The sequence below is a fragment of the Lysobacter sp. GCM10012299 genome, assembly GCF_042649405.1.
GTDB lineage: Bacteria > Pseudomonadota > Gammaproteobacteria > Xanthomonadales > Xanthomonadaceae > Lysobacter_J.
This window is the reverse complement of record NZ_JBHRZC010000005.1, coordinates 137,119-162,107: the sequence shown is the minus strand read 5'-3', so window position 1 is coordinate 162,107 and position 24,989 is coordinate 137,119. Positions and strand designations below refer to the sequence as shown.

21 protein-coding genes are annotated in these 24,989 nt (G+C 65.9%); 12 read left to right on the top strand and 9 right to left on the bottom strand.

Annotated features, from left to right (window positions below):
* The first annotated feature begins 21 nt into the window (after positions 1 to 21).
* The 12 genes from ACFOPO_RS14760 to ACFOPO_RS14705 all read left to right on the top strand — a co-directional run bounded on the left by ACFOPO_RS14760 (position 22) and on the right by ACFOPO_RS14705 (position 15,988).
* Positions 22 to 2,280 carry a polysaccharide biosynthesis tyrosine autokinase gene (locus tag ACFOPO_RS14760; RefSeq protein ID WP_386704108.1) on the top strand — a complete coding sequence of 753 codons (2,259 nt, stop codon included), beginning with the start codon at positions 22 to 24 and terminating at the stop codon, positions 2,278 to 2,280.
* A 3-nt stretch (positions 2,281 to 2,283) separates the two neighbouring features.
* Positions 2,284 to 3,711 (top strand): asparagine synthase-related protein, encoded by a 1,428-nt coding sequence (locus ACFOPO_RS14755; RefSeq protein ID WP_386704106.1) that lies wholly within the window; start codon positions 2,284 to 2,286, stop codon positions 3,709 to 3,711.
* Between the two features lies 1 nt (position 3,712).
* A complete protein-coding gene (locus ACFOPO_RS14750; RefSeq protein ID WP_386704105.1) occupies positions 3,713 to 4,798 on the top strand; it encodes a right-handed parallel beta-helix repeat-containing protein in 1,086 nt (361 codons plus the stop codon).
* Between the two features lie 273 nt (positions 4,799 to 5,071).
* Complete coding sequence (locus ACFOPO_RS14745; protein ID WP_386704103.1) at positions 5,072 to 6,295, top strand: right-handed parallel beta-helix repeat-containing protein; 1,224 nt, start codon at positions 5,072 to 5,074, stop codon at positions 6,293 to 6,295.
* Positions 6,296 to 6,496: 201 nt separating this feature from the next.
* Complete coding sequence (locus ACFOPO_RS14740) at positions 6,497 to 7,675, top strand: glycosyltransferase family 4 protein (protein WP_386704101.1); 1,179 nt, start codon at positions 6,497 to 6,499, stop codon at positions 7,673 to 7,675.
* A gap of 80 nt (positions 7,676 to 7,755) precedes the next feature.
* On the top strand, positions 7,756 to 8,979 hold the full coding sequence (locus tag ACFOPO_RS14735; protein ID WP_386704100.1) for a lipopolysaccharide biosynthesis protein: 1,224 nt from the start codon (positions 7,756 to 7,758) through the stop codon (positions 8,977 to 8,979).
* Complete coding sequence (locus ACFOPO_RS14730) at positions 8,976 to 10,181, top strand: polysaccharide pyruvyl transferase family protein (protein WP_386704099.1); 1,206 nt, start codon at positions 8,976 to 8,978, stop codon at positions 10,179 to 10,181. The genes ACFOPO_RS14735 and ACFOPO_RS14730 overlap by 4 nt, the downstream gene beginning before the upstream one ends.
* Positions 10,178 to 11,020 (top strand): glycosyltransferase family 2 protein, encoded by an 843-nt coding sequence (locus ACFOPO_RS14725; protein WP_386704097.1) that lies wholly within the window; start codon positions 10,178 to 10,180, stop codon positions 11,018 to 11,020. Before ACFOPO_RS14730 ends, ACFOPO_RS14725 begins: the two co-directional genes overlap by 4 nt.
* Positions 11,017 to 12,078 carry an EpsG family protein gene (locus ACFOPO_RS14720; protein ID WP_386704095.1) on the top strand — a complete coding sequence of 354 codons (1,062 nt, stop codon included), beginning with the start codon at positions 11,017 to 11,019 and terminating at the stop codon, positions 12,076 to 12,078. Before ACFOPO_RS14725 ends, ACFOPO_RS14720 begins: the two co-directional genes overlap by 4 nt.
* A 4-nt stretch (positions 12,079 to 12,082) precedes the next feature.
* Complete coding sequence (locus tag ACFOPO_RS14715) at positions 12,083 to 12,853, top strand: YdcF family protein (RefSeq protein ID WP_386704094.1); 771 nt, start codon at positions 12,083 to 12,085, stop codon at positions 12,851 to 12,853.
* Positions 12,854 to 13,158: 305 nt separating this feature from the next.
* The gene (locus ACFOPO_RS14710; RefSeq protein ID WP_386704093.1) at positions 13,159 to 14,172 is read left to right on the top strand and encodes a polysaccharide biosynthesis/export family protein; all 1,014 of its coding nucleotides are present in this window, start codon (positions 13,159 to 13,161) and stop codon (positions 14,170 to 14,172) included.
* A gap of 136 nt (positions 14,173 to 14,308) precedes the next feature.
* On the top strand, positions 14,309 to 15,988 hold the full coding sequence (locus tag ACFOPO_RS14705) for an esterase/lipase family protein (RefSeq protein ID WP_386704091.1): 1,680 nt from the start codon (positions 14,309 to 14,311) through the stop codon (positions 15,986 to 15,988).
* Positions 15,989 to 16,064: 76 nt separating this feature from the next.
* Here the strand turns inward: ACFOPO_RS14705 and ACFOPO_RS14700 are convergent, their stop codons facing one another.
* The 9 genes from ACFOPO_RS14700 to lolA all read right to left on the bottom strand — a co-directional run bounded on the left by ACFOPO_RS14700 (position 16,065) and on the right by lolA (position 24,942).
* Positions 16,065 to 16,604, bottom strand: a complete 540-nt coding sequence (locus tag ACFOPO_RS14700; RefSeq protein WP_386704089.1) for a DUF4136 domain-containing protein — start codon at positions 16,602 to 16,604, stop codon at positions 16,065 to 16,067.
* A gap of 195 nt (positions 16,605 to 16,799) precedes the next feature.
* Positions 16,800 to 18,437, bottom strand: a complete 1,638-nt coding sequence (locus tag ACFOPO_RS14695) for a transporter (protein ID WP_386704087.1) — start codon at positions 18,435 to 18,437, stop codon at positions 16,800 to 16,802.
* An 89-nt stretch (positions 18,438 to 18,526) separates the two neighbouring features.
* Positions 18,527 to 19,051 (bottom strand): hypothetical protein, encoded by a 525-nt coding sequence (locus ACFOPO_RS14690; protein WP_386704086.1) that lies wholly within the window; start codon positions 19,049 to 19,051, stop codon positions 18,527 to 18,529.
* A gap of 11 nt (positions 19,052 to 19,062) precedes the next feature.
* Positions 19,063 to 19,761 carry a C39 family peptidase gene (locus ACFOPO_RS14685; protein WP_386704085.1) on the bottom strand — a complete coding sequence of 233 codons (699 nt, stop codon included), beginning with the start codon at positions 19,759 to 19,761 and terminating at the stop codon, positions 19,063 to 19,065.
* Positions 19,758 to 20,192 (bottom strand): hypothetical protein, encoded by a 435-nt coding sequence (locus ACFOPO_RS14680; protein WP_386704084.1) that lies wholly within the window; start codon positions 20,190 to 20,192, stop codon positions 19,758 to 19,760. Before ACFOPO_RS14680 ends, ACFOPO_RS14685 begins: the two co-directional genes overlap by 4 nt.
* 123 nt (positions 20,193 to 20,315) lie before the next feature.
* On the bottom strand, positions 20,316 to 21,593 hold the full coding sequence (locus tag ACFOPO_RS14675) for a hypothetical protein (protein WP_386704082.1): 1,278 nt from the start codon (positions 21,591 to 21,593) through the stop codon (positions 20,316 to 20,318).
* Between the two features lie 473 nt (positions 21,594 to 22,066).
* Complete coding sequence (locus tag ACFOPO_RS14670; protein WP_386704175.1) at positions 22,067 to 23,380, bottom strand: replication-associated recombination protein A; 1,314 nt, start codon at positions 23,378 to 23,380, stop codon at positions 22,067 to 22,069.
* A gap of 156 nt (positions 23,381 to 23,536) precedes the next feature.
* The gene (locus ACFOPO_RS14665) at positions 23,537 to 24,196 is read right to left on the bottom strand and encodes a hypothetical protein (protein WP_386704081.1); all 660 of its coding nucleotides are present in this window, start codon (positions 24,194 to 24,196) and stop codon (positions 23,537 to 23,539) included.
* Between the two features lie 125 nt (positions 24,197 to 24,321).
* The gene (lolA, locus tag ACFOPO_RS14660) at positions 24,322 to 24,942 is read right to left on the bottom strand and encodes an outer membrane lipoprotein chaperone LolA (RefSeq protein WP_386704080.1); all 621 of its coding nucleotides are present in this window, start codon (positions 24,940 to 24,942) and stop codon (positions 24,322 to 24,324) included.
* Positions 24,943 to 24,989: the final 47 nt, after the last annotated feature.

Genomic DNA, 24,989 nt, shown 5'->3' with positions numbered 1-24,989 from the left:
CCTCCTCAACGGTGACGACACATGGCTACCCATCTGATAACCAGGGCGGAAAGCGCCCATCCGGTGCCTGCCACCACGATCCGGGAAGACGACATTGACATCCCGACCCTGGTGGGCACGCTTGGCGATCACAAGTGGTCGATCCTGTTCGGGACGATGCTGTTCTTCGCCGCCAGCGCAATCTACGTGCTGTTGGCAACGCCGCAGTACGAAGCCAACGCAGTGGTCCAGGTGGAAAGCCGGCCGCCGACGGTTCCCGGCCTCAACGCCGGCAACGCGCCGCAGGCGCCACCGTCGATCGATGCACCCGCGGCCACCGAGTCGCAGTTGCTCACTTCACGACGCGTGCTGGGCGAAGCAATGACCCGTCTGGACCTGGATCTCTCGGCCAAGCCTGTGCGCCTGCCGGTGATCGGCGACCTGGCGGCGCGCGCGCAGCAGCTGATGCAACCCGACACGCTGTCGGCGCCGCTGTTCGGCCTTGCCCAGTACGGCTGGGGTGGCGAGAAGCTCTCCATTGCCCGCTTTGAACTGCCCGACACGATGATCGACATGCCGCTGCAGCTCATTGCAGGCGATCGCAGCCGTTTCGTCCTGCTCGATCCCAACGGCAAGACCCTGCTGCAGGGTCGCGCCGGCCAGGGTCCCGTCAGCGGCGGTGGCGTCACCATCGACGTCAAGGCCCTCGCCGCCAACCCGGGCACTCGCTTCGAGGTCAAGCGGCTTAACCCGATGGCGATCATGGCCGACCTCAAGAGCAAGATCACCGTCACCGAACAGGGCCGCAATTCCGGCGTGATCGCCCTCACCTACTCCAACTCCGACCCGGTGCGGGCCAAGCAGGTGCTCGAGGAAATCACCCAGGCGTACGCGCGCCAGAACGTGGCGCGCAACTCGGCCGAAGCGGCCAAGCGCCTGCAGTTCGTCACCGAGCAGTTGCCCAACGTGCGCCGCGAGCTCGCCGACGCGCAGGCCGCACTGAACGACTTCCAGAGCCGCACCGGTACGCTCGATGTCGCTGTGCAGAACAAGGCCCTGCTCGACCAAAGCATCGCCCTGGATGCCAGCATCCAGCAGCTGCTGGTGCAGCGCGCCGACATCGCCAGCCGCTTCACCACCGAGCACCCGGTCTACGAGTCGCTGCAACGCCAGATCGGTCAGTTCCAGTCAGAGAAGGCCAGGCTGCTGTCGCGCCTGAGCCAGCTGCCTGACACGCAGCAGGGCCTGTTCCGGCTGAACCGCGATGTGGAGGTGACCAACCAGACCTATGCCAACCTGCTCGACCAGGCGCAGCAGCTCAACATCGCCCGCGCCAGTGCGATCGGCAATGCCCGCGTGATCGATCCGGCCGACGTCAACATGGATTCCCCGGCCTGGCCGAAGCCGCTGCTCGTCGTCGCCGGCGGCACCCTGCTCGGCGCCATGTTCATGGTTGCCTTCGTGCTGCTGCGGCAGATGTTCAAGCGTGGCGTCGAAGACCCGGTCGACATCGAGCTGCTCGGCTTGCCCGTGTATGCCTCGATCCCCTTCAGCGCCAAGGGCCACCAGCTCGCCACGCGTCCGCGCGGTTTCCGCCGCGACCGCCAGCGCCTGCTGGCGCTGCGCTCGCCCACCGACCTGGCGATGGAGGCGCTGCGCACGCTGCGCACCAGCCTGCACTTCGCCCGCCTGGAGATGAAGAACAACATCCTCATGATCACCGCGCCGAGCCCCGGCGTAGGCAAGACGTTCGTCTGTGCCAACCTCGCCGTGACCATCGCCCAGGCCGGGCAGACCGTGCTGCTGATCGACGCCGACATGCGTCGCGGCACGCTGCACCATGCCGTCGGCGTGCGCTCCGAGGGCGGTCTGTCGGAACTGATCTCCGGCCAGATCGACCTGGAGCAGGCACTGCGCAAGGTGCCGGGCACCGACAACATGACCTTCATCTCGCGCGGCGCGGTTCCGCCGAACCCGTCTGAACTCCTGATGCACCCGCGCTTCGCGACCTTGCTCGATCAGCTGACCGCGCTCTACGACGTTGTCATCATCGATACGCCGCCGGTGCTGGCGGTAACCGATGCGGCCGTGATTGGCCACCACGTCGGCAACTGCCTGATGGTCGTGCGCTGGGGCCATAACCAGCAACGTGAGATCGCCATGGCCAAGCAGCGACTGGAGCAGAACGGCGTCGATGTCCGCGGCGCGATCTTCAACGCCGTGCAGAAGCATGGCGCGGGCCAGTACACCTACAGTTATTACGACTATCAGCCGCTCCGCAACCCGACGGCGGCGAGGTGACCGATGGGCATGCAGATAACGATGTCGCCGTATTACGGCACGCCCGATTTCTCGCCGCTGGCCTCGCCGGCAGCCTCGCCACCCGTCGACCTGGTATCGGTGGCCGACCTGCTGCGCAACGCCTTCGTGTATCCGCCGTTCTCCATCCTCCAGGGCGTCAGGCTGGTCACGTTCGGCTTTTGCCCGCGCGACGACATGCACCACGCGCCGGAGTTCCGCTTCAAGTTCCGCAATGCCGGCGAGGTCCCCGAGGAGCCCAGTTCGCACCAGGACTGGGTGGGCGGTTACCACCGCCTGCTGTGTGATGCGGTCCGCCGCAGCTGCGCCGGGATGCACGCACCGTGGCTGCTGCAAAGCGGTGGCAAGGACTCAACCACGCTCGCCATCGCCATCGCCGAGGCCCGGCCCGACACCACGTGCATCACTTACCTCGGCGGTCGCGAGGAGAACGAAGTCGATTCGGCCGCCCGGGTTGCCCGCACCCTCGGACTGCGCCACGAGTCATTGGTGTGCGATCCGGGCCGGGCCTACGACCGCTATCTGGCAGTCGTTGACCGGATGCCGTTGCTGACGGCCGACTTCGCCCTGCTCTCCTGCATCGACCTTGGCACCGAAGTCGCCGCCCGCAACGGTGACGGCATCATCGACGGGCTCGGCGCGGACAGTTACTTCGGCACCCCGATGAGTCGTCGTCAGCACCTGCTGGCGCGACTGGCCCGCGACATCAACCTGTCGCCACGCGTGGCCGAACTGCCGCTGGTGGACCGCAGTTTCCGCCTTTGCTACCTGCTCAGCACACTGCAGATGAACCCGATCGAGCGGGTCTTCCCGGGATCGCGTTTCAGCGACGAAGAGGTCGACGAGATCTTTGGCCGCGACATTGCGCGACAGTCGCGGCAACGGCTTGACCTGTTCCTGGATGAGATCGGTTCGGCCACCAGTCCGGCCGAATGGCGCGACATGTCGACCTCGATCGCGGGTTCCGCCGGCGCGTTCGCCAAGGGCCTGTACACCGCCAGCGCCTTGTCGCTGCAGGCAGCGTATCCATTCTGCGACCTCACTTTGCGCGAATGGATCCATCGCGAGGTGCCGCGCTACGAGAAGGTCGACCCGAAGACCCAGATGAACAAGCTGCTGATCCGGCAGCACATCGCCACCCGCTTCGGCGACCTTCCGTACGTGCAGAGCAAGGGCAGCTTCCGTTTCGACCTTCGCGGCCTGGCGCAACAGCGCTTCGAGACGGTGCACGACCTCGCCGGGCGAAGCCGCGACATCCTGCCCGGCGCCAGCCTCTGGCTGGAACGCAACCGCAGGCGTCTCGACAACAAGTACCACGCGTCCAAGTTCTACCTGCTTGCGATCGTACTGCCGTGGCTGGAATCGCGGCGACGGGCGGCACTCCTGGCCGATACGCATGCGGCGCAGCACTGACATGGATCCTGCGCGACGACGGTTGCTTCGCAATTGCGTCCTGCCCCTGCTGGCACTGCCGCTGGCAGGCCTGGCGGCAGACGCCACGGTCCGCGCGCGCGGATCGGCCCGCATCGACGTGCGCGCCCATGGCGCGCTCGGCAACGGCAGCCGCGACGACACGCTTGCGTTCCAATCGGCGATCGACGCGCTCCCGGCCAGTGGCGGCACCGTGGCGGTACCCCCGGGCGACTACCTGATTGATCCGGTGCGCAGCGTTCGACTTCGCAGCCGGATGCACCTGCAACTTGCCCCGGGCGCACGCCTGATGGCAAAAGCCAATGCCGCCGAGCGCGCCTATGTGTTGACGGTGCAGGATGTCAGCGATGTCGAGATCTCGGGCGGACGCATCATCGGCGAGCGCGATTCACACCTGGGCACGAGCGGCGAATGGGGCCACGGCATCATGATCCGCGGTGCCTCGAAGGTAACGGTGCACGATCTTCATGTATCGCACTGCTGGGGCGACGGCATCTCCATCGGCGGCTCGAAGACCGGAGGTAGCATCGTCCCCAGTCGCGATATCGTCATCGTGCGTGTCCAGTGCGTCGGCAACCGCCGCCAGGGACTGACCATTGGACGCTCTCGCCAGGTGCGGGTGTACGACTCGAGCTTCACCGACACCGCCGGCACCCTCCCCGGCTGCGGCATCGACGTCGAACCCGATGCCGGCGACATCGCCAGTGACGTGGTCATCGCCAACTGCCTGGTGACGAGGAACCAGGGTGCCGGGATCCAGCTCTACAAGCGCGCATCCAACGTCACGATCCGCGATTGCACCATCGAAGCCAACCGCGGCCACGGCGTGCTCGCGATCGCTGCGGAGGATTGTGTGATCACCGGAAACCACATCCGCCAGAACGGACTGGGCGGCGTGGGCCTTCGACCGGGGACACGCAACGTCAGCGTCAACGGCAACGACTTCGCCCGCAACGGCCCGGCCTACAGCAAGAAGGCCAACAAGCCACTGGCGCGCAACCGGCATGTGTCGATCGCCGAGAAGACGCAATCGATCCGTGTCGGCGACGACAACCGCTACAGCAACTGATCGCCTGAACGGTCCAGTTCCGCGCATTCGCCGCGACAGGTTCCTGAATGAATCCGCAGTCATGAACTTGAATGCGGTTCAACATGAACAACGCGCGCCAATTTCCTTGCGCCCGCGCACAGTTACGGCAATCCACGACTGCAGTTAAGCATCGCTGCGCTAGATTCGCGCAAGTCACGAAAATGATCGTGACGTGACGAATCGGGCGCGCAAGCGTCGCCGACCACTCATCGAACAAAGGCCGGACAGGGGCTGGCCCAGGAACCCCACTACGTGAACGACAGACGATTCAATCGCGCCGCGCGCGCCACCACCGAACATGGCCACAACGGCCGCCGTGAATTCCTTCGCCGATCGCTGTTTGCCGCGGTCCCGGGCGTACTGACCGCAACCGGCATGTCGCGGGCCCTCGCAGCCACCGGCACCGACGCCACCGCCGCCTACAACCCGCCAGTGCGCGCTCGTGGTTCGGCGGTGCTCAACGTGCGCAATCGCGGCGCCTACGGCGATGGCGTCCATGACGACACTACCGCCATCCAGGCGGCGATCGATGCGTTGCCTTCCGACGGCGGCACGATCCTGATTCCCGCCGGCACCTATGTCATCGATCCGACCCGCAACCTGCGGTTGCGCAGCCGCATGCACCTGCAGCTCGCCGACGGCGCCATCCTGGCCGCCAAGCGCAACAGCGCCGAACGCGCCTACGTGGTGATGGCCTACAAGGTCAGCGACGTCGAGATCTCCGGCGGCCAGATCATCGGCGACCGCGACAACCACCTTGGCACCACCGGCGAATGGGGCCACGCGATCATGGTTCGCGGTTCCTCGCGCGTCACCATCCGTGACATCCATCTGTCCAAGTGCTGGGGCGATGGCATCTCCATCGGCGGCGCCATGGTCACCGGCAGCCCGACCATTCCTTCGCAGGGCGTGGTCATTGCCAATGTCGTGTCCACCGGCAACCGCCGCCAGGGGCTTTCAATTGGCCGCTCCAGCGAGATCAAGGTCTACGACTCCGAGTTCAGCAACAACAGTGGCGTCGCCCCGGGTTGCGGCATCGACATCGAGCCCGATGCCGACGACGCTGGCACCACCACCACGGTGCACATCGAGAACTGCCTGGTCCGCAAGAACCAGGGCAACGGCATCCAGGTCTACAAGCGCGTCACCGGTGTCACGATCAAGAGCTGCACGATCGAGTACAACGGCGGCTACGGCATCCTGACGATCGCGCCGGTGAGCGGCTACATCGCCCAGAACAAGCTCCAGCACAACTACCTGATGGGCGTGATGCTGCGCTCGGCCACCAAGGGCTACCAGGTCAGCGGCAATACCTTCCGCAACAACCACACGCGCATGCACGGCGTGAACACCGCGACCAATCCGCTGGTGTCGGTCACTGGCCTGGTGGGCGGCAACAATGGCAACGGCGCCCACATCCAGGCGACCACCGACTGCATCGATCTTCGCGTGACCACGAACCAGTACGCCAAGTAACTGCCCGGATGCGCTCTGATGACACGGCCGACAATTGTCGGCCGTGTCTTTTTTCAGGCCACGAAAGCGCCTGTTTCGTAATGTCTGCTTGCTTTCACCTGCCAATTCCGCGGTTTCGTTCATGCGCGGATGTGGAAAGTGATCGCATCGTTTACAGCCGGGTAAGGGGGCATCGATACACTCAAGACCCCTCATCGAACAGTGCCCCGCCTGCCGATGCGCATCGTCTTCTTCGCCAACACCGACTGGTATCTGTACAACTTCCGATTGTCTACCGCATTGCAGCTCAAGGCGCATGGCGCCGAAGTCGTGATGGTCTCGCCTCCCGGCGAGTTTGGCGAACGATTCGAGGAACATGGAATCGCCTGGTCCCAGCTGTCCATGGACCGCGCCAGCCTCAACCCCATTCGCGAGGCGCATACGCTGCGCGAACTGGTGATGCTGCTGCGGGCGCACAAGCCCGATCTGCTGCACAACTTCACGGTCAAGTGCGCCGTCTATGGCGCCCTGGCCGCACGGCTTGCGCGCGTTCCCGCGGTGGTCAACGCGGTGGCCGGCATGGGCTACGTGTTCGCAAGCGAAAGCCCCAAGGCGAAACTATTGCGGCCGGTGGTGAGCATGCTCATGCGGGCGACGCTTGGCCATGGCCATTCGCGCGTGATCCTGCAGAACCCCGACGATGCCCAGGCGCTGACCGATGCGCGGCTGGTCCCCGGCAGCAAGATCCGCCTGATCAGGAGCTCCGGGGTCGACACCGAGCGCTTCCAGCCCTGCCCCCGCGAAGACGCAACGCAACCGCTGCGCGTGCTGCTGGCGGCGCGACTGCTGCGCGAGAAGGGCGTGGCCGAGTTCGCAGAGGCATCCAGGCTACTGCGCCAGCAAGGACGAACGATCGAGTTCCTGCTTGCCGGCACGCCCGATCCCGGTAATCCGAACTCGGTGACGCGCGAGGAGGCGCAGGGCTGGCACGACCAGGGCCTGTTGCAGTGGCTCGGCCACGTCGAGGACATGCCGGCACTGCTCGCCACCGTCGATGTGATGGCCTTGCCAAGCTACTACCGCGAGGGCGTACCGCGCTGCCTGATCGAAGGCGCCGCAGCCGGGCTCGCCCTGGTCACCACGGATTTGCCGGGCTGCCGGGAGGTCGTCACCCGCGATGGCGAGGACGGTTTGCACGTGCCACCGCGCGATGCCGTCTCCCTGGCCGAGCTGCTCGCACGGCTCGATGACGATCGCGCCTTGCTGGCAGCACTCGGCGCCAGTGCCCGTGAGCGCGCGTTGCGCCACTTTGATGAACGCCTGGTCATCCGCCGCACCCTGGACGTTTACGAAGAACTGCTGACCGTGCCGCTGCAGGCACGAGCGTCCGTGGCGGGATGAAGTCGATGGTCGCGCAAGGCTGGCGTCCCGCCGCAATGGCGATCTCGATGCTCTGGCTGGCAACGCTGGCGGGTGCGGTGATGGTGTTCCTGGCCCAGGTCGTGCTGGCGCGACGGCTCGGCCCCGCCGAGTACGGCCTGTTCGCATCTTCGTTGGCGACAGTCACGATGATCGCACCATTGGCTGGATTCGGGCTCTCGCAGTTTCGCCTCAAGGCCTACGGCAGCGAGGGCTGGGCAGCGGATCGCTGGCTGCGGCCCGCGCTGCGTTTCTCTCTCGCCACCACAATCCTGGCTATTGCCGCCGTGGTGGGCTGGGCGCTGTGGGGCGATCGCGTCGATGCCGACACGCGTTCGACACTCCTGCTGCTCGTGCCGGTCATCATCGGCGTGTTTGCCGTTGACCTGCTGGGCAGCAAACTGCGACTGGAAGAGCGCCACCGTGCCCTCGCGGGATGGCAACTGCTGATGCCATCCGGCCGCCTCGCGGTGGCGCTGCTGGCGGTTGGCATCGGCGGCATCGATGCCCGCCAGGTGGCGTTCGGCTACGGCCTGGTGGCATTGCTGCTTGCCGCCACGGCGATGCCGCAGTTGGCTGCAATGAGTCGCGGCGAGATGAAACTGACCGGTCACGGTCCGCGCCAGGCGCCCATGACGGCAATTGCGACACCCGGGGCGTGGCAATTGTGGTCGCAGGCCTGGGCTTATGGGGTCGCGGCGGCGCTGTATCCGGTGTTCTTCCAGGTCAGCACGGTGTTGTTGAAGTACCTGGATGGAAACGCGCAGGCGGGCCACTACGGCGTCGCATTGGCCATCATGTCGGCGCTGTATCTGTTTCCCGCGACGATCTACCAGAAGTTCCTGCTGTCGCGGCTGCACCGCTGGGCCGTACACGACAAACCGCAGTTCTGGCGCGTCTATCGCCTGGGCAACCTGGCCATGCTGGCGATCGGTCTGCTCACCGGCCTGGTGCTGTGGCTGGTATCGCCGCTGCTGGTGTCGATCGCATTTGGCCCTGCCTATGCCGACGTCCCGGTGTTGCTGGCCATCCTCGCGATCTGCACGCCGATCCGGTTCCTGTCGACGTCGGTGGGGTCCGCGCTCCTCACCGAAAGCCACATGCGCTATCGCGTGGTCGCGATGCTCGCGGCGACCGTCGTCGCCGTTGCCCTGGCCTGCCTGCTGATCCCGCGTCATGGCGCGATCGGCGCGGCGTGGGGGACGGTGGTGGCGGAAGCAACCCTGCTGTTGCTCATGTACCTGGGCGTGCGCCGGATCGAGCGACCTGAAAGGACTTCCCCATGAACGAGGCCACCGTGACGGACGCGCTTCGGGTCGGTTTCACCGGCTACTACGGCATGCGCAATTTTGGCGACGATCTGTTCGGCGTGCTTTGCACCACCGCCGCCCGGTTGTACTGGGGCGCGGAACCCACCCTGGTCGGACCCGCACTCGCGGACCTGGACGGCGAAAGCACCTGGCCGCAGCGCTTGCCGCTCGACCTCTACGGCGCCACCGGAGCCGCGGGCAAGTGCAGCCGTCTGCTGAGCTTCATTCGCGGCGTGCACGGCAACGATGTGCTGGTGATGGGCGGCGGCTCGGTCATCACTGCGCGGGAGTCATTCCGCAAGCCACTGATGCTGTGGGCCAAGCGGCGACGGAGTCTGCAACTGGCAGCGGTCGGCGTGTCGATCGGCCCATTCGCGGACCGCGCCGACGAAGCCGTCGTGGCAGAGTACGCCCGTCATTTCTCGTACCTGTCGGTCCGCGACCGCCGCTCGTACGAACTGGCCCTTTCCCTCGGGCTCGAGCGCGTGACCCACCATGGGCGCGACCTTGCCGGCCTGTTGTCACTGGTGGTTCCGACCGGATCTGCCCGCGCCGGCATGATCGCAGACCACGGCAGGCCGCTTCGCATCGGCATCGCACCGTGCCGCTACACGCCACGCCCCGACCACCCTGCGCCGACGATGGATGCCTGGCAGGACGCCATGATCGATGCGCTGGCGGCAATAGCGCCGCGCGCGCCCCTGCAGGTCGAGGTATTCAGCCTCAACGGCCACCCCCATCACGGTGACCAGGCACTCGCGGAAGACATCCAGTCCCGGTTGCGTGCGCGCGGCATGGATGCGGAGCTGCGCCTGTACCGCGGGCATGATCCGCTCGCCGTCGTCCGCGACATCTGCCGTTGCGACGCGTTCATAAGTGCACGCCTGCATGGCGCGATTGTCGCCTACCTGTGCGGGGTGCCATTCACGATCATCGACTACCACCCGAAGTGTCGCGATTTCGCCGACGACATCGGCCTGCCTGCGTCGCTCCGCGTTGGCGGCACGTTGCGTGGCAGTGACGAGCTGGCGTCCGCCATCACCACGATGCTGAACGATCCCGGTGCGCGACCGGCGCTTTCACCATCCGTATACGCGCAGCAGGCACAGGACATATTCCAATGTGCACCTTGGTTCTCGGGATTCGAGAGGACAATGCTCAACGGGACGGTGCCATGAACCGCGAAGTCGCCTCGCCTTCCGTCGCACCCATCTGCGTGGTCGTGCCCTGCTACCGATGTGGGGCAACCATCGGCGACGCGGTGGCGTCGATCGCCGCGCAGACGGTCGCGCCGGCGCAGGTGTTGCTGGTCGACGACTTCAGCAATGACGGCACCCTCGAGCAGCTGCACTTCATCTCCGCCAATTACCCGCGGGGCTGGATCGAGGTCATCGCCCTGCCCGACAACGGTGGCCCATCACGTGCGCGCAATGCCGGCTGGCATCGCGCCCGCCAGGAATACATCGCCTTCCTGGACGCCGACGACACCTGGGCACCGACCAAGATCGAACTGCAGATGCAGGCCCTGCGCGCGGATCCGGAAATCGCCCTGCTCGCCCATCCGATGAAGGTGCGCGACCGCGCCGAGGCCGCACCACCCTCTCCCCGCACCGCACGGACGTCGATCGTCCCGCGTGCGCGGCTGTTGCTGAGCAATCCGTTTCCCACTGCTTCGGTCGTCCTGCGCCGCGACCTTCCCTTCCGTTTCAATGAGGACTTCCGCCGGGTCGAGGATTTCCTGCTGTGGGGGCAGATCGGATTTTCCGGCTTCCGTTGCGCCAAGCTCGACCAGACCCTGGCCTATTGGCACAAGGCCAACTATGGCGCCGGGGGGCTCAGTGAGGATCTCGCCGCGATGCACCGCGCCGGTCGCCAGGCGCGGCTGGAACTGCTGCGCCAGGGCCTGGTGACCCTGCCGGAGCATCTGTTCGCGCGCTCGGTGGGACTGTTCCGCAAGGCCCGCCAGCGCCTGTTTGCGGCGGTGCGGCGATGGCGCGCGCAGGGTGCTGCGTCATGAACTCGGTCGACGGGCTGACCACGTTCCATGTCCGCCAGCACAGGGCGGCCGATACTGTCGGCGCCACCGTGCTGAGCGTGCTGCTGCTGGCCGCGGTCGCGGCATTTGGCTGCTGGCTGGTTGGCACGCGTTCGCCGGATATCGGCACCGATACGCTGACCTACGCAGGATTCTTCGAAGCACTGGGCCGTGAGTCGATCGAAACGCGCCTGGAGCCTGGCTTCGTTTACCTGAGCATCGCGCTGTGGAAGCTCGGGCTTGGTGTGACGGGCTACCAGACGGCGCTGTTCGCGCTGATGCTCGGAACGGTCGTGGTGTCCACGCGGCAATACTTCCGCGCGCTTGGCGACGAGCGTGGCTACCTGACCTTCCTCAGCGTGTCGGTGATGTTGCTGTTCGTATCGCCGATGTTCGTCAACGCCTCGATCAATGCGGTGCGCCAGGGCCTGGCGGCACTGCTGGTGTTCACCGCCTTGCTGTCGTTCCAGCAGCGACGCTGGGGTGCGTTCGCCTTGTTCGGCCTGGTCGCCAGCAGCCTGCACATGTCATCGCTGCTGTACCTGGTGTTCGCGCCGGTCCTGTTGCTGGGGCCCAAGACGCAGCGACTGGTCGCCGTGGCCGGCTTCATCCTGTACGTCAGCGGCGTATCGATGGCGGCGGTCAGGGCCGCCGTGCCGGCGTTGTACGAACTGGTGATGACCTATACCGAGAATAGCCGCTTCCAGTCCGGCGTGCGCATCGACTTCGCCGTGTTCTCGATCTTCTGGTACGCACTTCCACACGCGCTGTCGCCGCTGGTCAAGCCGGAGTTCCGCGAGAAGATTCGCGACAGCACCGCCATCTACCTGGTGATGCTGCTGCCGTTCTTTGCGATTGGTTGGGGCTTCTTCTCCAACCGCTACCTGCTCCCGGCCTGGCTGTCGGTTTCGTTGATCGTGGCCGCCGTGATCTGCCACAGCCGCCTGCCCGCGCTGCGCCATCCGCTGCTGCTGAGGTTTGGCCTGGTCCTGTCGTGCGCGGTGTTCTACTACTACGTCAACAACGAGATAGTGATCTAGCCGCATGTCGCAATCCCTGCAGAAGCTCTTCGTCGGCCTGACCTATCCCCCTGCCCTGAGCCTGTGCCTGATCGTGGTCGCATTGGCCCTGCTGGTCCTGCGTCGTCGGCGCGGCGCGGCGGCGACGTTCGTCGCGGCGATGGCATGGTCGGCGCTATGGTCGATCCCGATGGCGTCGGACTGGCTGCGCGGCCGCGTCGAGCAACGTTATCCGCCGGTCGACGAGGCGGCGCTGCCGCGTGCCGATGCGATCGTCGTGCTCGGAGGCGGCATGCGTTACGGATGGCTCGACCGTCCCGATGTCCGGCCCGAGGATCTGGAGAACAGTCGCCTGGCAGCAGGTGCGCGCGCGTGGCTGGCAGAGCGCGCACCGATCGTCATCCTCTCTGGCGGCGGCGAGAACGGAGGCGAAGGCAGCGACGGCAGCGAAGCGCGGATGATGGCCATTGCCATCGCGCGCCTCGGGGTTCCTCCGTCGGCACTGGTGCTGGAAGAGCGCAGCCACAACACCCGCGACAACGCCCGCTATACCGCGCAGATTCTCGAGCGCAGGCAATCGCGCCACGTGCTGCTGGTCACGTCATCCCTGCATATGCCGCGCGCGATGGAGCAGTTCCGCAGTGAAGGAATCGATGCAGTCGCTGTGCCGGTGCCGGAACGCGCAAGACGCGTGACGTGGAAGCAGCGCTGGTTCCCGTCTCGCAGTGCGCTGTGGCGCAGTGGGCGTGCGTTCAAAGAAATGGGTGGTTTGTTGATGGTTCGTATACAGAACTGAACTGGAAACAAGTCACGCTTTAACGTTTTCTGTTTCGCGCGCGTTGAACACACTGAACACCGTCGCACCAGGCATCACCACAATCACGCCCCATGGTCGACGTGGCCATTAGGATCATCGATGTGGTTCGCAACGGATTGCGTTCTGTGCCTTCTTCTCCTGCGCTTGCCAACGACGTGAGGGCCAGTCTTTTGAACAGTCAATTCGTGAACATAATCGCAAAACGCGCCTTTGTAAGACGTGTTGCCCTTGCGACCTCCATAGCTTCGGTCGTTATCGCCGCTGGTTGCGTACCCGGCCAGCAGATGAGCCGGCAGTCATCCGGTGACATGCAGGTTGCCGGCGGCAGCGATGTGCGGATGGTGGCGATCACTGCGGACACCGTGACGCCGCAGCGTGCAGCGGTGCAGGTTCCGCAGGAACTGCTGAACTACCGCACCGAGTCGTACAAGATCCACCCGGGTGACACCATCCTGGTCACGGTCTGGGATCACCCCGAACTGACCAGCCCGGCAGGCAACCAGCAGCAGGCCGTCACCAACGGGCGACTGGTGCAGCCCGATGGAACGTTCTTCTATCCCTATGCCGGCAAGATCAATGTCACCGGCATGACCATCGAGGACCTGCGCAGCACGCTGGCCAGCCGCCTCGCGCAGTACCTTCGCAATCCCCAGCTGGACATCAACGTGGTCGGTTACGGCAGCCGCATTGCCGTGCAAGGCGCGTTCGAAGATACCGCGCCGCAGGAAGTCACCACCGTTCCGTTGACGCTGTCCCAGGCGGTCGGTCGCGCCCGCATCAACGTCGAGCAGGCTGACCTCGCAGGCTTCGTGCTGACGCGCGATGGCCGCGATTACCCACTCGACCTGGATGCGCTCAATCGCGACGGCAAGGTGGCTCCCGACATCTTCCTCAAGCCCGGGGACCGCCTGTTCCTTCCGTTCAACGACCGCAAGGAAGTCTACGTCGTCGGCGAAGTGCTGCGCCCGCAGGCGCTGACCTTCAAAACCACCGACATGTCGCTGACCCAGGCGCTGGGTCGCACCGGCGGCCTCAATCCGGTGACGTCGAAAGGTGAGGCGGTCTACGTGATTCGCGGCATCGAACAGATGGCGCAGACCCCAGCCACCGTCTACCACCTCGACGCCAAGTCGCCGGCCGCGTTCGCCCTGGGCAACCAGTTCTCGCTGCGCCCGGGCGATGTGGTCTGGGTCGGCCCGGCCGGCGTCACGCGCTGGAACCGCTTCCTGTCGCAGCTGCTGCCGCTGTCGGGCATCATCGCCAACGCCGCCGCGGCCGGCAACGACATCGGCAACTGACGCACGCTTGGCAATGCGCGTCACCGACTCCATGCGTCGGTGACGCGGCCGGCCCCGGGGCTTGAACGCCGGATTCCCAGGTGCGTTTACACCGCGCTTGCGGTATCACTGGCGGCACATCCTCCTTGGAACCGACATGGGCCATGCCATCGCTGGCAATGCTTGGCGAGCCGGGTGGTGGCTGCTGGCCACACTGCTGCTGTGCGCCTGTCGCAGCGTCGCAGAACGTCCGGCCGTTTCGCCGGCATCGACGGTCGACAGCGCCGACGCCAGGCGCGGCCTCGACTCGGCCCGCACCTGGGCGCGCCGGGCGGCCGCGAAGGAAGGCGGCAATGCGACGGATGCATGGACGCGGTGCGCGCTCGATGCGTATCCCTCCCTGGCTGACCGCGACACGGTGGTCGAAGCGGCCACGCTGGCCACGCACTGCACCGACGCCCTGCTCGCCCGCGTGCTGGACCAGCGAAGCGACGGCTGGGTAGCGGGGCTACAGACCATCGACGGCAGCGAATTCAAGATCGAGTTCCGAGGGTTGTCGCCCTATCTGGACGGACCGCTCAAACTCACCCGCGCCAGTGAAGTGCCGATGGACCTGTTTGGCGGTGCGCGGATGCACCGCGGAGGTTTTGGCGTACCGCTGGCCGTGCTGTCGCGTCGCTGCAACGACCGCCAGCTGTGCGAACTGCTGCCCCCGGAAGGCGTGTTCCGCAATGCCACCGCCTGGCTCGAACCGGGCGACAACGGCGAGGTGCGTCCGCGGCTTGTCATCGCCGACGCGAAGGGCCTCGACACCTTGGCCGTCGGCACGCAGCGTATCCGGCTTGCCTACGACACGTCGGCAGGCTTTGCCTCCGGCGCGCTCACTTCGAAACTGGATCGGCTGGCGATCTGGGGACTGCTGGGTGGCGATGAAGTCGGCCGCCGCGCCGGCGTTTACCTGCTCGAGGACTATGACCCCGGCAAGCGCCCGCTGGTGATGATCCATGGTCTGGGCAGCAGCCCGCTGACCTGGGCCCGGTTGTCCAATGCCGTCTGGGGCGCCCCGGACCTGCGCGATCGATTCCAGGTCTGGCACGTCGTCTACCAGACCAACGCGCCGCTGCTGGTGATCCGCCGGCGGGTGCAGCGATATCTCGATGAGGCCTGGAGCATCCTCGACCCGGAGCGCGACGATGCGGCACGCACGGACATGGTGCTGGTCGGCCATAGCCTGGGCGGCGTGGTGGCGCGAATGCTGTGCGTCGACAGCGGTGACGTGCTGTGGAACGCCGCCTTCGTATTGCCAAAGACGGCGCTCAAAGGCGACGCCGGGGACATCACCGGCGTCGACGAAATTTTCCACTTCACGCCGTATCCGGGCATCTCGCGCGCGATCTTCATCTCGTCGCCGCATGGCGGCAGCCCGAGCGCGACCCGCTGGTACGGGCGCCTGGCACGCGTGCTGATCGGGCGTCGTACGCCGGAACTGCAGTCGCTCAGCCGGATCGCCGACATCAACCCGGACGCAGTGCAACCGGAGCTACGTCAGTTCTACCAGCAGGCGCGGCTGAACAGCATCACCACGCTGCAGACGCAACAACCGGTTCGTGCCGCTGGCCAGGTGTTGATGCCGGCCACTGGCATCGCCTACCACACCATCGCTGGCGCGTTGCCTGGACGCAGCCCGCCGGGCGATGGCGTGGTGCCGCTGGAAAGCGCGGTCATCCCCGGAGCCGAATCGACACTGGTGCTTCCGCTCGGCCACGACCTTCAGGAGAGCGACGAAAGCGTGGCCGAAGTGCTGCGCATCCTTCGCGCGTCCGCCGACAGCGACTGACCGCGCAGACGCAACAGGGCCGGCGAGTTTCCCCGCCGGCCCTGCTTGACCCCAACCTCTGCGAACCTGTGCGGCCTTACTTCGCCGGTGCACTGCCCGGCGGGAAGGACGCGAACATCTTGTCGACGCCCGCCTGCACCAGCGTGTTGGCCTTCTCCACCGAGCTTGGCACCGTGGCCGAGGCGGTGCCACGCCAGACCGCCTGCTTGGTCTTGGTGTCGAACATGTCGACGACGAGCGTGCCGACGTCGTAGGTACGCACCGTCGTCGAAGCACTGCCCATGCCCATGCCGCCCCAACCCCAACCGCCCCATGCCGGGCCGTTGTAGAACGTGTCGATGCTCTGCTTCTGCGTGGTGGCGACATTGGCCACCAGGGCGATGTCAGCGGAGGACTCGGCCACCTGGCGCCATCCGCGCGCCTGCAGCTTCGCGTCCACGGCGGAGACGATGCGCTGCTGGATCAGCGGCGAGTTGGCCTCGGGCTTCTTCAGCCATGCATAGGTCTGGTAGCTGCCGAACTGCGCAGCCGGATCGTGGTCGGTGGTCACCGTCGGCGTGGTTGTGCAACCACCCAGCATTGCCGCCAGCAACATGCCCAGCGCAAGGTGTTTCATGGTCTTCTCCCGTGTGAGGCAAACGGTGGCTCGCCATTTTCCGGCGACGTACCGCAGCCGGCCTGGCCCGCGACGGCTGCGGTGTTTACGTGGAACGGGAATTAGCCCTCAAGGGCGTGAAATGGATGTGAAGCGCCGCCGCCACGAGCGATCGCAGGCCAAGGTGGCCTGCGATCGCGCGGACAAAAATCGTGATCAGAACGAGATCGGCACGCGAGCAGTGAAGGTCACGTCCGGGGTATCGCGGGTCACGCCGACGCCCAGTGCGACGTTGAGCGAGACCTTGTCGTTGAAGCGGTATGTGCCGCCCAGCAGCATCGTGCCCAGGGTCACCCGCACCGAACCTGGTGAATCCTTGCCGTTCTGTTCGGTCTTGCCGACCAGGCTGGTGTCGTAGCCAAGGCTGATCGATGCCTTCTCGTTCAACGCCAGGCCCATGCCGAGGTTGAAGCCCCAGATGTCGCCGGCCTTCACGTCGCCCAGGAATTCCTTGCCCGACAGCAGCACCGTGCGCGAGACGTCATGGCGCTCGAAGTTGTACAGGTAGCTGATGCTGCCGAAGAACACCACCGGGTCGGACGGATACAGCCAGGTCACGCCCGGCTGCAGCGATTCGAAGCCCGTGCCCGTAGGCAGCTCCAACGGCAGGCCCGTGCCGGTTGCGTTGGACACGCAGCGCGTCACGCAGTCGGTGACCACCTCGAAGATGTCCTTGCCCGTGCGGCTCTTGTAACGCAGCCAGCCGATGTAGAACGCCTTGTCGGGGCCACCACGATTGAGCTGGTAGCGCGCGGTTGCCTCGAAGTCGCCCATGCCGCGACCGCTGGCGTTGAACACGTTGTCCACCGCCGTGCCGGTGAAGATTTCGCGGCTGACGGTATCAGCGTTGAGGTACACGTACGGCACCTTGGCCTCGAGCTCGAATCGACCGCCGAAGCCGTAACGACCCGTGATGGTCGCCACGCCCGAGGTCGTCTTGACCTGGCGCACGTCGATCAGGCCGATCAGGATCGCCGGAATCACCGTGAAGCCGACCAGGGCGACGCGGTCGTTGGCGGAATAGCCGTGTTGCAGCGACGGCTCCAGGACGAACTTGCCCGCCGGCGTGAGCACGCCGGGCTGATCGAAGATCTGCGCCACTTCAGGTGGACGCGAAGCAGCCTCGGGGGCCTCGCCCACCGGCCTCTGTTGCTGTTGTTGCGCTACCGGCTGCTGCGGTTGCTGTTGCTGCTGTTGCGGTGCTTGCGCCTGCTGCGGCTGTTGCGATTGCTGCTGCGCGACCTGGGTCGGCGCCTGCTGCATCGGCACGGGCACGAAGGTCTGCTGCGAAAGCGACGGCACCATCCGGCTCGGGGTCACTCCTGCACCGCGTTCGCCCTCCAGCCGTTCTTCGTCGAGGGCACGCTGCAACTGGGCGACGCTTTGTTCCTGCTGCGCCAGCGTCTGGCGCAGTTCGCCCAGTCGCTGGGTCTGCTGGTTGATCTCGCGCTGCAGGGCATCCAGGCGTGCTTCGGCTGCTGCTACTTCTTCAGGCGTGGCAGGAACGAAGGTGGAGGCGGCCGCCGGTTTGGCCACTGACGTCGCCGGAGCTGCCTTGGCCGGGACCGGAGTCGGTTGGTTGGAAGCCGGCGCCTGGGCCGGCCCCAGTCGGGCGGCCGAAGCCGCAGCGGCCGCCAAGGCCGCGGTGGCAGACCTGGCCGCCGCTGGGTCGTGCGGTGCAGCTGCGTCAGTCCGGCTCTCCGACTGCTCCTGGGCACCGGCAACGCCGGCCATGCCCAGCAGCAGGCAGGGCGCGAGGATGAGGCGCTTGCGTGTAGATGGCGTCCTTTTCATGCGGCCTCCTGTGGGGGTCCTCGGGTAGAACGCAATCGGGGCGACATTCAGGGCGCCGGCATCAGGGCGGGAGTCTCAGGTGGCCGGTGTCACGGTGATGCGGCGGCGACGGTTGCGTTCTGCAGGGCCTGCTGCAGGTTCAAGTCCTGGAACGCGCTCAGCGTGTCGACCCCGACATTGACCGTGGTCAGCGCACGGATGTCCTGGTCGTTGCGCGTGTTCTGGATCAGCAGGCCGTTGAAGGTGCTGGATGGCTCGACAGTGTTGCCCTCGCCCACCTGGATCACCTGCCCCTGGTTGAAGCGGGCCAGTTCCTCGGCCTGGGCGGAGGTCATGTGGGTGATGTCGGGAATGTGCACCTGCGTGGCGGCCAGCAACTCGCCGTTGACATACACCACGCGCTCGATGCCGAACGACAACGATATGCCGCTGGCGGTCTGGAAACCGCCACGCATGTCCTCCAGCAATGCCGGGTCCACGGCCACCCATTCGGCGCCGAGCGGCGGCGGTTCGGTCGCGCCGGCCACTCTGGCATGCATGCCGGCGACGAGCGCGGCCGTGATCAGTCCGGTTCTCAGGAATGATGCCTTCGGGAACGATGAAGGAGAGCGCATGTCCCACCCCCTCAGATGTCGCCCGGCCGCTTGCGCGGCGTGACGATGTTGTAAAGGCTGTCGCGCGCGATGCCGGCATCCAGGGGAGCCGGTGGCGCGGTGCGCCAATCGCGGGCGAGATTGAATCCGGCGATTTCACGCCGATTGTGGATGACGAACAGGATCTTGTTGTCCCACAGCTCCTCGAAGCGCGAGCGCGGCATCGCGCGCGTGCCGCGGGCAGGATCGCCAAGCAGGATGCGGCCGTTGCGCAACCCCTTGACCACGACGAAATGCTTGTAGCCCCGATCGTTGAGCAGGACGATCGCGGGCAGGCCTTCCTGGAAGAGTTTGTCGAGCGGCTGTTCGAAACCGTCGGCCTCGAAGCCGCGCGACTGCAGGTAGCGGCGCATGTCCAGCAGCGAGAATCCGCGCTGTTTGATCTTGGCCTGGTCGCCGCGCTGGTACATTTGCATGAACACCTCGGCCTCGGTGACCGGGATGCCGTACTGGTAGGTCAGCAACGTCGCCGTCGCGGCCGAGCCGCAGCTGAAGTCGTACTGTTGCGGCACGGTGGTCTGGAACCTCGCCTCTTTCAGGCTGACCACCTGCAAGCGGTAGGGCGCGCCGTTGACGCGCACGTCCGCGTTACCGGCCTGGGCAAGGCCGGCGAAGAGGAACCAGGCCGATGCCGCCAGCACTGCACGGCTTCGGATGTTGCGGACGCTCATGGAGTCGGATCCGCGAACTGCACGTTCACGATCATCCCGTTCTGGATCAGCACATTCGCGCCGGTGTTCTGGATGACGGTGTTGATGCCGTTCGAATTGACGAACGAGCCGCCGCTCAGTGCGTTGTTGCCGGTGACGACACGATTGGCCGTGTTGTCCTCGACCCGGCCTTCGATCAGGACGTCGTTCTCGACGACATCGGCGCCACCGCGCATGTCGGCGAGCGTTGCCACGTCGATGGACTGGCCCATTGCGCTGTCCTGCGCCGGGGCCTCGACTGGTTCGGAAACGGGTTCAACCATCGGTGCGAACGCCAGCGGGTCGCTGGATTCGCTGTAGCTGGTTACGTCCTGGGCAGCCAGCGTGCCCATTGAAAACAGGCAGATCAGACCTGCAGTGCTTGCATGAACGATGGAGCGGTTCGGTCGCACGGTCATTCTCCTTTGCCAGCCCTGTCAGAAGCTTCCTGCCGGCGCTTGTGGCGCCGACAGGAATTCCAGAATGCGCAAACGACGTACCGCAGGCCGGGGCTTGCGGTACGTCGGGGGGAGCGCTTATGGGCCGACGGACAGGTTGGCCTGGACGGTCACACCCTGCTGGATCAGCGAGGAGAAACCGCTGTTCTGTGCAACCGTCATGATGCCGGCCGCCGACTGTCCAACACTGGTCATGTTGCTGGACATGTTGAACGTGCCTGCGTCGGCGACGTTCGAACCACCAGCACCGCCGGCACCGCCGACTGCACCGTTGCCCACGCCACCTTCACCGGTGCCACCGTTGCCAGTCCCTCCAGCACCGCCGGCGCCGCCTGCGGCACCTGCTGCACCGACGGCACCGTCACCGGCAGTGGCCGAGCCATTGCTTGCGCTGGCATCGGCATCGCCGTTGGTGGCTGCGCCACCGCCGCCGCCGGAACCGGCAGATGCGGTAACCGTGCCGCTCGCGCCGCCGTCACCGGCCGTTGCACCGGAAGTACCGGTGCCTGCGCCGGAAGTTGCGGACGAGGTCGAGGTCGAGGTCGACGTTGCAGTGGACGAACCACCTGCACCGCCTGCGCCGCCCGTGCCAGTGCCGCCGGCACCGCCTGCACCACCGTTGTCGTCGCCATCACCGCCAGCGCCGCCACCGTTGCCGCCGTCGTTACCGCCGCCACCGCCACCGCCGCCGCCGTCACTGCCGCCGGCAAGCGCGCCGGAGCCAGAGCCGGAACCGGAGCCGGCCAGGCTGGCACCGCCAGCATCGCCGCTGTCGTTGTCGGCATCGCCGCCGCGACCACTGGTGTTATCCCAGGTGTCGCCGCCACGGCCGCCACGGCCTGCCGTTGCATCACCGATGCTGGCATCGCCGGAGTTCGCGCTGCCGTTCTCGGCACTGCCGCCGCTGCCGCCGCTGCCGCCGTCGCCGCCGTCTCCGCCGTCGCCGCCGTTGCCGCCGTAGCCGTCGCCACCGTAGCCCTTGCCACCGTAGCCATCACCACCGGAACCGCCCTTTCCACCGTTGGCGCCGCCGAAATTCTTGGCGACGTTGCCGATGTCACTGGCGCCGACGTCGTAGACCGAGCCTTCCAGCTTGGTCAGGGCGACGATATGGCTGGAGGTCTTGGAGAAGGTGCTCGAATCGGTCCACGTGTTGGTGGCGGTACCACTGCTGGCGGCCGAAGCCGAGCCTGCGGCTGCACCGGAATCGCCGTTGTTTGCCGTGCTGCTATCGCTGTCGTTGTCCTGGCTGTTATCGGTAGCGGTGATGTTGGCGAGGATGTCATCGCCGCCATTGCCATCACCGTTAGTCTGTTGTGCCCAGGCCTGGCTGGTTAGACCAAGTCCCAGGAGCACTGCCGTTGCCATCAAGCTGCTACGAATGCGCATTGTTGTTCTCCTTTACGGTACGTCGATTGGCACCCGGGGGAGGCACCGGTAAACGACGCATGGAACTACACGCACAGGCGGTGCCAATGTTCGTTCAGCTGGGGCAAGTGGTTGATCGCCAATGCAATTCCGCCTGAATAAAAGGGGGTCGGCTGGAGATCGGCGCAACCGGGACCGCAGAAGGGCCCAAGGTGTTGCATAAATGAAACCGGGTTTAGTCGAATGACCTGTCGTCAATCGGCATTGGCATGCTGCAAACCATTGATCGGCGGTGCTCGCACCGCACCGGCCGCATATTCAGCCCGGTATTGCGAAACTGAAACGTCTGCCTTTACAGGCATCTTTCAGAAGCAATATTCCTGTTTCCACTCAACAGGTTGCATCGAAGAATTGCGACGCAGCTGGCGTTGCGAAGTGGCAACGCACGGAAACTGCTGGGATCACTCGTTGTCCTTGCTCACACCGCGCTCACGACGGGCAGCGTCGCGAACGGCACGCAGGCGGTCGAGTTTTTCCCTGAGTTTGAGCTCCAATCCACGATCGACGGGCTCGTAATACACCCGTTCGCCCATCGCATCCGGGAAGCCGGTCTGGTCCAGTGCGATGCCGCCTTCGGCATCGTGGTCGTACTGGTAGCCCTTCGAATAGCCGAGCTGTTTCATCAGTTTCGTCGGCGCGTTGCGCAGGTGCAGCGGAACCTCCTGGGTTCCGTACTCACCGACGTCGCGCTTGGCTGCATTGAACGCGGCGTAGCCCGCGTTCGACTTGGCAGTGCTGGCCAGGTACAGCGTCAGTTGCGCGAAGGCCAGTTCGCCTTCGGGACTGCCCAGGCGTTCGAAGGTGTCCCAGGCATCGAGTGCCATCTGCAATGCGCGCGGATCGGCCAGACCGATGTCCTCGATCGCCATGCGCGTGAGCCGACGCGCCAGGTACGAGGGATCGCACCCGCCATCGAGCATCCGCGTGAGCCAGTACAAGGCTGCATCGGGATTGGAACTGCGCACCGACTTGTGCAGCGCCGAGATCTGGTCGTAGAACTGCTCGCCGCCCTTGTCGAAGCGTCGCGTCCTGTCGGCGAGCACCTGTGCCAGTGTGGTCGCGGTGATTTCACCGCCTTCGCCTTCGGCCAGTTCCGCGGCGATCTCGAGCAGGGTCAAACCGCGACGGACGTCGCCGTCGGCGGCGCGCGCAATCTGTTCAAGCGCCTCGTCGTCGACCAGGATGCCGCGCCCGCCCAGGCCACGCTCCTCGTCGGCCAATGCCTGCTGCAGCGCCAGGCGGATGTCCTCGACGGAGACGGCTTCCATCACGTGCACGCGGCAGCGTGACAACAGTGCCGAGTTCAACTCGAATGAAGGGTTCTCGGTGGTCGCACCGATGAACAGGATCGTGCCGCGTTCGATGTGCGGCAGGAACGCATCCTGCTGGGCTTTGTTGAACCGATGCACCTCATCGACGAACAGCACGGTGCGGTGGCCATCGGCGAAGCGCAACGCCGCCTCGGCCAGGACCTGCCTCACGTCCGGCAGGCCCGACAGCACCGCCGAGATCGCGCGGAACTCGGCATCGGCATATTTGGCCAGCAACAGCGCCAGTGTCGTCTTGCCGCACCCCGGTGGCCCCCACAGCACCATCGAATGCACGCGCCCGGACTCGATCGCACGACGCAGCGCCGAGCGTGGCGACAGCAGGCGTTTTTGCCCGACCATCTCGTCGAGCGTGCGCGGACGCATGCGCTCGGCCAGCGGACGCATCGCGTCACGGTCGACCTGCAGCAGATCGTCGGAGCGCGTCAGGTCGGAGAGGGAATTTTGCGGGGAGTTGCGCCGGGCCACGAATTGGCAACCTTGCCTTGGACCCGCACACAATACCAAGACACTGCACCATGGCCGCTGACGGAGCCGCCTGCTTCAGCGACCGGCCACCGGCGGCAAGGCCACTTGCGGCGGTGTCGTCATGTCGTAGTCCAGATGCAGCCACTCGCCATTGCGGCGGTCGTAGAACGCGGCGATGCGGATGGGGCTGCTGCCGTCGATCCCGAAGTCGGCCAGGCCCCAGGCGTCGATCAGCAGGTAGTTCTGCCCGGTCTCGACCGACTCGATGCGATCGAGCTGCAGACGAACCGACGCGCTCCCCAGCTCGCGTCGCAGCGTATCGACGAGCTGATCATCGAGGCGTCGGACGATCGTCGTGTCGTTGGGGACCGGCCGGGCGTCGCCTCCTGCTCCCAGCACCAGTTCGGGCGTGCCGGCCTGCCCCAGCAGAACGTCGTATTGGGCGCGGAACCTGAAGCCTATCCACGCCGCCTCGCCGGTGAAGCGCATCTGCCCTTCGCCGCTGACCGAACGCCGGCCATCCTCGCCCGCCTCGTCGCTGATCGCACCGAAGCGTGCCTCGACCGGGCGGCCGCCGAACTGCGCGGCCAAGGCACCGACGACCACGCCTGCCACGGCCTTCTCCAGCGTAGGGCGATCGTTGCCTCGGGTCGCCTGCAGCGGCCTCGTCGGCGCCGACGCGGGTGCATCCGGCTCAACGGCGACGGCGATCGCGCAGTGCGAGAGCAGCAGCACCAGCGCCCATGTCCGGCAATGACACATTGGTCAGGCAGATCCCGCGGCCAGAAATTGGCCTGTGACCTGTCTGATAACGAAAAGGCCTGCCGAAGCAGGCCTTTGCGGGCTGGAAGCTTGCGCGCTCAGCCGCCGCCGATGACGTCCACGCCCTTGGGCGGCGTATAGCGGAAGGTACTGCTGCTGAAGGCCGGGTTGCGCTTCCAGCCGCTGAAGCTGATCTCGGTGCGCTGGCCCAGCGCGTCGACCACCTGCATCTTCGCCAGGCCGGCCGGGCTGAAGCCCAGGCGGGCGGAACGGAAGCCCGACTCGCCCTCGACCTTGGGCGTCAACGACAGCCATTCCAGGCCCTCGTTCGCGCCCAGCTCCTTGACGTTGAACTGTGCATCGAGCCGGCTCGGGTCGATCAGCGCCGACAGCGGGCTGTTCTGCTCTTCCTCGCCCTGCGGACGCACCGTCACCTGCTGCAGGTCGGGATCGTGGACCCAGACCTTCTTGCCGTCGGCGACGATCAGCTGCGGATACGGCTTGACGTACTCCCAACGGAACAGCCGCGGCGCCGACAACGCCACCTGCCCGCTCGAGTTCTCCTTGAGCTTGCCGTTGGTGTCGAACACCTGCTGCGTGAAGTCACCGCTCAGCCCCTTGAGCCCCTTGGTGAAGGCATTGAGGTTGTCGCGCGCGCCGGCAAAGGCGCTGGAGGCGGCCAGCAGGGCGACGAGGCCGGTCAGGTGGATCAAGCGCATGGGGGATTCCTGCAAGGTGGGGCGACGTACACGCGATGGGCGAAGTG